This is a genomic window from Parabacteroides sp. (genome assembly GCF_977054455.1).
The window spans coordinates 113,797-121,489 of the sequence record NZ_CDRTCT010000015.1; the positions used below are offsets into that span (position 1 = coordinate 113,797).

The following is a 7,693-nucleotide window of genomic DNA, read 5'->3' on the forward strand; positions in this document are numbered from 1 at the left end:
ATTTTTTGATCTAAAAGATAGATTGTGAAACGATGGATTAACATATTATTGAATCTATTTCTCGCTTTGGTGGTTCTGATCGCCTTTTGGCTCTTCTCTCAAGTCTTCCTCCTCGCCTCCTTCCGTATCCCCAGCGATTCGATGGAGCCGGAGCTGGTCGAAGGGGATTTCGTGGCGGTCTGGAAACCGACGCTCGGTGCACGGCTGTTCGACCTCAACGCGACGCTGCGGTTGGAGCAGACCGAGAGGGATTTCGGAATGCAAAGCGGGGTGATGTGCTGGTCTTCAACTTCCCGCATCCGAACGGTAGACATTTATGGAAACCTCCCGAACAACTCGCTGATGTTGAGTTTTATCGGGACAGTCGAATAAAGCAATTAACGGGAAAAAGAAAGGAGTCTCTGCCTACCGTCTCACAAACATTAGCAGAAACTCCCGGACTTTCCCTCATTCAATAACAAATAAAGAAGGAGGTAACGACAAAAGTAGTAAATTTGGAGTAAATAACAAAAGGGTTGGGAATCACCTGTTCCGGGAAATGATACCGGGCGAAAGGTTCAAAACTAATAATAAAATCATAAATCCCTAATAATTACGAAAATGGGAAAGAAACTTTTGGGCGTAATCGCTTTTGCAGCGATCGCCGCCGCCGCAGGCTGGAACTACCAGCAAAATAAACAGAGTGTTGAACTGTCGGACTTGGCATTGGCTAATGTGGAAGCATTAGCAAGATATGAAGACGGCGAATGTCCTAACGGATGCCTTACCGAATATGATTCAAAAGGATGTTGGTGCTATAGATTTTATCCAAATGTGAAAGAAAAAGACTGGACACGTTAATAAAAACACTTTCAAAGTTGCGTTAGTGCTTTATTCCCTCTCTAAAGTATTTGTAGGGAGAGAATTTGCACTAACCTCTTTTTTAAATGGAATATGTAGAAACTAAAATATTAGTGACATGCAAAAAAATATATACATATTATTATTGTTGTTGTTCATTTTTTTTTCGAGTTGTACAAAAAAAGTAGCAACAGAAGTTTATCAAAACAAACGTGACAATGTCGTTAATCTTCACAGTAAAGTTAAAGAAATAGGAACAGAAGATGTATTAATCAATCGATACTCACAACCCTTTCTACTTGACCGGTATTTAATTATAGGGGATTATGTCTCAAAAGACAGCCTTGTGCATATATTTGATAAATATGATTTCAAGTATATTTGCAGCACTGCTTTCTTGGGGCCTGGTCCTACGGAAATCACAAGTTTTGGTTCTGTCTGTATTAATGAAAATGACCGTGAATTTTATATCTCGGATTATGGTAAACAAAAAATATTCACTTACAAGCTTGACAGCGTGCTTTCAAATTCCCTCAATTATATACCTACAGTTAAAGTGAATTTGAATCAAGAACAAATACCCAATAGGTATTATTACATAAATGATTCACTATGTTATGCTTCTATAATAACACCAACCGGTCGTTCTGGTTTTAATCAATCCGGGGCAATTTGGAATATGATGACCGGGAAAGTTACACAGCTCAAATACACTCATCCTGAAATAGAAAAAAAACGTGTCAATATTGCAGTATCCATAAAAAATAAAACATTTGTAGAGTGTTATGACCACCATGATTTAATGACCATATATGATTTGGAAGGGAATTTAAAATATAATGTATATGGTTCTAAATGGAATAATAAAACATCTAATAAACAAAATTATTATGGTTCTGTGATCTTTGCCAAAGATAAAATTGTAGCCTCTTATTCTGATGGTAGAGATAATTTCGGCAAACAAAGCAGGCCTACAACTTTATTAGTCTTTGACTTAAAAGGCAATTATCTTAAAACAATAGAAATAGGATACAATATCTTGGAATTTTGTTACGATGAAGAAAATGATCGGATTATTATGTCTTTTGACGATGATATACAATTGGGTTATTTAGAGTTAGGCAACATTGTGTAATAATCTATATGAAACGATGGATTGACATCCTATTGGATCTTTTTCTTGCCGTGGTGGGGTTGGCTCTTCTTTGGGTTTTCGCCCAAATCTTCCTCTTCACCTCCTTTCACATTCCCAGCGACTCTATGGAACCTGAACTAATTGAAGGGGATGCTATCCTAATCTGGAAGCCTGCGTTGGGAGCAAGACTGTTCAACCTGAATGCAACGCTGCGGTTGGAACAAGTCGAAATCCACAGGACTCCCGGATTTCAAAAAGTCAAAAGGAATGATGTGCTGGTTTTCAATTTTCCGCATCCGAATAACTGGGACAGGATCGAGATGCACATTTTGAAGTATTATGTCAAACGATGTATCGGACTGCCGGGAGACACGCTTTCCATCAAAAATGGTCGATTTCGAGTAGAAGGAATAGATGAGGCACTCGGAAACATCAAGTCACAACAAAAAATCGGACAGACTTTGCCAGAAGAGTTTCCGGATGGTGTATATCGTTGTTTTCCATATGATTCCATTATCGGTTGGAATATTCAAAATTTCGGACCACTCTATATTCCTAAAACAGGTGATCGGCTACCAATGAACCCAAAGAACTATCAGTTGTATCATAAACTAATCTCTTGGGAGCAAAAAACTAAATTAGAGTATAAAGATTCAACTGTTTTCCTTAATGGCAAACCGATAAAAGATTATTGTTTTCAGAAAAACTATTATTTCATGGCCGGAGATAAAGGGGAAAACTCGCAGGATTCGCGTTATTGGGGGGTACTACCGGAAGAATATATTGTAGGAAAAGCTGCTTTCATCTGGAAATCGGTCGATCCCTACACAGGCAAATTCCGTTGGGAACGTTTCTTTAAAACTATACACTAACAGACAGCGTATGAACATAAAAATATTCATCTTTCTGACGATACTACTCTCTGCCTGTTCTTCTTATCAGGACAAGCAACTTGAATATGCCCTGGAGCTTGCCAAGGAAAACAGACAAGAGTTAGAAAAAGTGCTGAAACATTATCAAAATAGTCCGGAAAAACTGGCGGCTGCTCATTTCTTAATTCAAAATATGCCTTATTATTACGAATATGACGGGAAACAATTAGATACCGTCAAATCTATTATTAAAGAAGCTCTTAAGGAAAAACGCGTTTTTGGAGTAAAAAGTCTTATCATAAGAGACTGGAAAGTCAATATGAATCGAGATGTGTTCCATACCTTAGAAAAAAAGCATGATGTACAAACTATAACTGCCGATTACTTGATTAAGAACATTGATTTGGCATTTAAAGTATGGAAAGAACGGCCTTGGAATAAAAATTTATGCTTCGAAGATTTTTGTGAATTAATACTTCCCTATCGTATTGCAAATGAAAAGCTAAGCGATTGGAGATGCACATATTATAATAGATATGCGCCTTTATTGGATTCTTTGTATAAAGGCAATGATGTTATTGAAGCCTGTAACACATTAGTAAGGATATTGAAGAAAGAGGGATTTTATTACAATGCTCAATTCAAAATACCGCATCTCGATGCTTTATTTTTAATAGAAAACAGGGCTGGATATTGCAGAGAGACTTGCGACATAAGTTTATACGCAATGCGGGCAGTCGGCATTCCTGTCGCCACGGATAACATGGTTTATTCTCCCGAATATCAGGGAGGTCATAGTTGGAACGTCGTACGCGATACTACCGGCCGGTTCATTCCCTTTTTGTATACGGATTATGGAGCATCACGGGATATGAAGGATGATGGCAGAAAAAAAGGGAAAATCACTCGAGATTGTTTTGGATTACAAAAAAACAGGCTTCCTGTCTCAAAGGTCGTTCCTGCGACACTTAGGCATCCTTTTTCAAAAGATGTCACTGACAACTACTTCGGAAAAAATGAAATCGTATTACATCTGGACGAATATAATAAAAACGAAGTGGTATTTCTCGGCGTATTCCATAAAGGTTCATGGATACCTTTAGATTTTGCTATTACATCCAATGGCCAAGCTGTATTTAAAAATATGGAACCCAATCTTATATACCAACCTTCCGTAGAACAAGATGGAATACAACAACCGATAGGATATCCATTTCTTTTTATAAAAGAAGGTGTACAATATTTTACCCCGGACACAACCATTCTCGAAAACATTATCATCAAAAGAAAATACCCGTTACGGGATTATATTGCCCGAGCTATGAATACAAATGTCCGGGGAGCAAGAATAGAATGTTCTGACACTCCGGCTGCTATTAACACAAGACTTTTATACAAAATAAAAGACTCCGTTGTTACAGACCGGAATCTTATTATTTTCGATTCGCCTGTAAAAGGCCGGTATATTCATATTATTTCAGCCCCCAATAAACCTGTAGATATAGCAGAACTATCTATTTATGAAAATATCCATGATTCTATACCGGTCCAGATGACGCTAATCAGAGAGATCAAACCCGTCCATACAAACAAAAGGTTTGCGATCACAAATATAACAGATGGAGATCCTCTGACTTCTTTTATCTCAAATGACAGTACAAATTATATTACTTATGATCTTGGAAAATCGATAAAAGTAAATAAACTCATGTTCATCCCTCGTAATGACGGCAATTTTATCTGGCAGGGCGATACTTACGAGCTATTTTATCGAAGTAGTTCAGAAAAATGGAAATCTTTGGGAAAACAAATAGCAGCAAGTAGCGAATTGCATTATCAAGTACCCCGAAATGCATTATTCTGGTTACACAATCATACAAAAGGGACTGAAGAACAAGTTTTTTATATGCAAAACGGCAAACAAATATTTGTTTGCGATATCAAATGACAATCGTATATGAAACAATTGATAATATATATCACTATAATGGTACTAACAAGTTCTTGTTCTCCTGACAAGGGTAACCGGCTGGAATATGCTTTGCGATTTGCAGAAAATAACAGAGGCGAATTGGAAAAGGTGCTCGACCACTATTACGGCAATCCTGAAAAATTGGCTGCAGCTCGTTTTCTCATTGAGAATATGCCTTATCATTATGGTTATGAAAGTTGGCAACAGGACACCATCAAACAAATTTTGGCTGATGCCGTTAAAAGAAAATCCGTTTACGGAGAAGACTTGCTGATTATAGATAAAAAACATCTGGATAAATGGAGTTCCTATTCGCATTATAACGGAGAAAAAATATATGACTCCAAAATAATAACTGCCGATTATCTGATCGAGAATATAGACCTATCTTTTGAAGTCTGGAAAAAATATCCGTGGAACAAGCATCTCTCTTTCGATGACTTTTGCGAATTTATTCTCCCTTACAGGATAGCCAATGAGCCACTCAGCAACTGGCGAAAAAAATATTACGAACACTATATTCCTAAGTTGGATTCCCTCTATAAAGGGACGGATGTTATCGATGCATGCAGTGCGGTCAACCAGATTCTCAAAAAAGAATGGTTCTATTATAATACAAATTTCTCCCTGCCCCATCTGGGAGGCGATTATCTTTTCACTACCCGGGTAGGATATTGCAGGGATGCTTGCGATGTGGCAACTTATGCGATGCGATCGGTCGGTATTCCTATCGCAACGGACTATTACATTTATTCACCGGATCTGAGAACCTGGCATTGCTGGAATGTAGTCAGAGATACTACAGGTCAATGCTATCCTTTCTGGTATACAAAAGATGAAATAGCACGTTCCGTAACCAATGACGGCAGGCGGAAAGGGAAAGCCTACAGGGATTGTTATGGAATACAAAACGGACGTTTCAGTAAATGGGCCGCAGATAACGCTGTGCTGCCTTTTTTCAGGAACTGTTTTGTCAAGGACGTTACGGATAATTATTCGGGATCGAATGAGATTTCTCTGCCTATAACTGTTTCAGGATGTAAATATGCATATCTCGGTGTATTCAAAAACGGAAGCTGGGAACCTGTAGATATTGCACAGATAGAAAAAGGACATGCAGTTTTCAAAAATATCGAACCGGATATAGTATTTCAGCTTTTATACTCAAAGAACGGTAATATCGAAACGTATGATTATCCGTTTGTTTATGACAAAAAAAGAATTATCTGTTTCAAACCGGATACGGCACAACAGGAAACGGCTTGTTTAAAAAGGAAGTACCCTTTTCAGGAGTATCTTTTTAAATATCTGAATCGAAATACAATAGGAGCAACAATAGAAGGAAGTAACTCGCCTGTATCCGGCATAAAACATCTGTTATACCGGTTTACCGATACGCTCCTGACGAACCGCAAGGCCATTTCAATCGGCCAACCGTGTCGATTCCGTTATTTGCACCTAAATTCACCTCTTGACCATCGGTCGGAACTGGCTGAATTTGCAGTTTTCCGCGATACTTCTGAGACTCAAGCAATTCCTCTACAGCTATACCGCAATGTAGAAGGATTGTATCCTACTGATCAATACTCTGCCAAATGCGTACTGGATAGCAACCCTCTAACTTTCTTCATGTCAAAAGAATACAATGCAACATTAACCTTTGACCTGGGAAAAGTGACTGAAATCAAAAAGATACTGGTTATCCCACGGAATGATGATAATTTTATCGAACCGGGAGATCGTTATGAATTATTTTATCAGAATGGACCGGACGGATGGAAATCTTTAGGACAGCAAATCGCAAGCAGTAAAGAATTATATTTCACCGTACCTCATGGGGCGATATTTTGGCTTCGTAACTTAACAAAAGGACAGGAAGAACAAATATTCTTTATAAAAGAGGGGAAACAAGTATTTTCCTGCGACATTAATTTTTCAAAAGAGAATGCATCATGAATTTAAAGCTGCTACATATATTCCTGCTTTCCACAAGCGGAACACTTCTGCTCTGCACGCCACTTATACACACAACGGAATTGGTAAACGGATTAGTGCTCGGAAAAATGTGCTGGTTTCATCTTGTCATGCTCTTTTTTTCAGTTTGCGTATTCTTTGTGACGTTAACCAAAAGGGCAACTGCCATTGCCTTTTTATCTTCGGATCTTTTATTATTAACCTTTACAGGTATTGTTCTTATTACTTATAAATGGAGTCTCAATCCTGAACCAGAAAAGTTAATATTTACAGGCCAGTTGGTTATTCTTTGGTTTCTGTTACGTTATATATTAACAGCTTACCGGGAGTTCAATTTTTTCTTTCTGTTCGTCGGAATGCTCACCGGACTGGCCGAAGCCGTCTGGGGAATGCAGCAATTGCATGGCTATGCCTATTCCAACCATTCGCTTTTCCGGCTGACGGGCTCTTTCTTTAATCCGGGGCCTTACTGCGGGTACTTAGCGGTCGTGCTGCCGGTTTGCCTGTGGACGGCGTTGCGGTTTCAAAAGGGGATGCGCTATTTCGGCTGGATATGCGTCGGAGCTATCCTGATTGTCCTGCCTGCCGGAATGAGCCGGTCGGCATGGATGGCGGCGGTCGTGGCTTGCGGATGGGTGTACTGGGCGGAACGGATCGGATGGGAGAAGACGAAAGCTGCATATATAAGGTATAAGAATGCAGCAGTCCCGTTCTTTACGGTTGTCATTTTATTGGCTGGATGCACGCTAATGGGGCTATACGGACTGAAACAAGATTCGGCGGACGGGCGGTTGCTGATGTGGAAAGTGACGGGGAAAGCGATTGCCGGACAGCCGCTTGCAGGGACGGGGTTAGGCGGATTCCCGGCGGCATACGCGGAGGCGCAAGGCGGGTATTTCG

General features: G+C 39.4%; 6 protein-coding genes and 1 pseudogene. All 7 read left to right on the forward strand.

Annotated features, from left to right (window positions below; translation table 11 throughout):
• Positions 1 to 24: 24 nt before the first annotated feature.
• Positions 25 to 308 (forward strand): annotated as a pseudogene (locus ACW6QF_RS09380) (S26 family signal peptidase); the annotation flags it as partial.
• 292 nt (positions 309 to 600) lie between these two features.
• Positions 601 to 840 (forward strand): NVEALA domain-containing protein, encoded by a 240-nt coding sequence (locus tag ACW6QF_RS09385; protein ID WP_456087615.1) that lies wholly within the window; start codon positions 601 to 603, stop codon positions 838 to 840.
• A 118-nt stretch (positions 841 to 958) separates the two neighbouring features.
• Positions 959 to 1,975, forward strand: a complete 1,017-nt coding sequence (locus ACW6QF_RS09390) for a 6-bladed beta-propeller (protein WP_456087616.1) — start codon at positions 959 to 961, stop codon at positions 1,973 to 1,975.
• Between the two features lie 8 nt (positions 1,976 to 1,983).
• A complete protein-coding gene (gene lepB, locus ACW6QF_RS09395; RefSeq protein WP_456087617.1) occupies positions 1,984 to 2,847 on the forward strand; it encodes a signal peptidase I in 864 nt (287 codons plus the stop codon).
• A gap of 10 nt (positions 2,848 to 2,857) precedes the next feature.
• A complete protein-coding gene (locus ACW6QF_RS09400) occupies positions 2,858 to 4,795 on the forward strand; it encodes a discoidin domain-containing protein (RefSeq protein WP_456087618.1) in 1,938 nt (645 codons plus the stop codon).
• A gap of 39 nt (positions 4,796 to 4,834) precedes the next feature.
• Positions 4,835 to 6,775: a transglutaminase domain-containing protein gene (locus ACW6QF_RS09405; RefSeq protein ID WP_456087619.1), complete on the forward strand. Its 1,941-nt coding sequence runs from the start codon at positions 4,835 to 4,837 to the stop codon at positions 6,773 to 6,775.
• A gap of 296 nt (positions 6,776 to 7,071) precedes the next feature.
• Positions 7,072 to 7,693: O-antigen ligase family protein (locus ACW6QF_RS09410; protein WP_456087620.1), on the forward strand; the 622-nt coding region annotated here is incomplete at its 3' end.

Bases quoted from the DNA above. Each gene is read 5' to 3' on its own strand.
- ACW6QF_RS09400 (WP_456087618.1), top strand. From the start codon at position 2,858: ATGAACATAAAAATATTCATCTTTCTGACGATACTACTCTCTGCCTGT.
- ACW6QF_RS09385 (WP_456087615.1), top strand. From the start codon at position 601: ATGGGAAAGAAACTTTTGGGCGTAATCGCTTTTGCAGCGATCGCCGCC.
- lepB (WP_456087617.1), top strand. From the start codon at position 1,984: ATGAAACGATGGATTGACATCCTATTGGATCTTTTTCTTGCCGTGGTG.
- ACW6QF_RS09390 (WP_456087616.1), top strand. From the start codon at position 959: ATGCAAAAAAATATATACATATTATTATTGTTGTTGTTCATTTTTTTT.
- ACW6QF_RS09405 (WP_456087619.1), top strand. From the start codon at position 4,835: ATGGTACTAACAAGTTCTTGTTCTCCTGACAAGGGTAACCGGCTGGAA.